General features: G+C 60.1%; 1 protein-coding gene. It reads left to right on the top strand.

The features are described from left to right. The coding region (locus LKE08_RS19160) for an Ig-like domain-containing protein (RefSeq protein ID WP_324705855.1) at window positions 1-313 on the top strand (313 nt) is incomplete at both ends.

Here is a 313-nt window from a genome sequence, read left to right as displayed (position 1 = left end):
ATATCGCCGGAAACGATAACATTGCCGCCACCCAACTCACCCGGACGGCGGACTCGACCGCCCCCACGGTGACACTCGCCACGGATGCCGAGGAGACAATCAATACCGCCTTCACCGTAACGGCTACCTTCGGCGAAGCCGTCAGCGGGTTCGACGTATCGGATATCACCGTCAACAACGGCAGCGCCGACAACCTGCAAACCACCGACAACATCACCTACACCTTCGACATCACCCCCGACGCCGATGGGGAAGTGACCGTGGATATCGCGGCTAATGTGGCAGCGGATATCGCCGGAAACGATAACACCGC

Source organism: Lyngbya sp. CCY1209 (assembly GCF_035615495.1).
In the GTDB taxonomy this organism is placed as follows: domain Bacteria; phylum Cyanobacteriota; class Cyanobacteriia; order Cyanobacteriales; family Microcoleaceae; genus Limnospira.
Note: the sequence above shows the minus strand (reverse complement) of the source record. Positions and strands in the feature narration are given on the sequence as shown.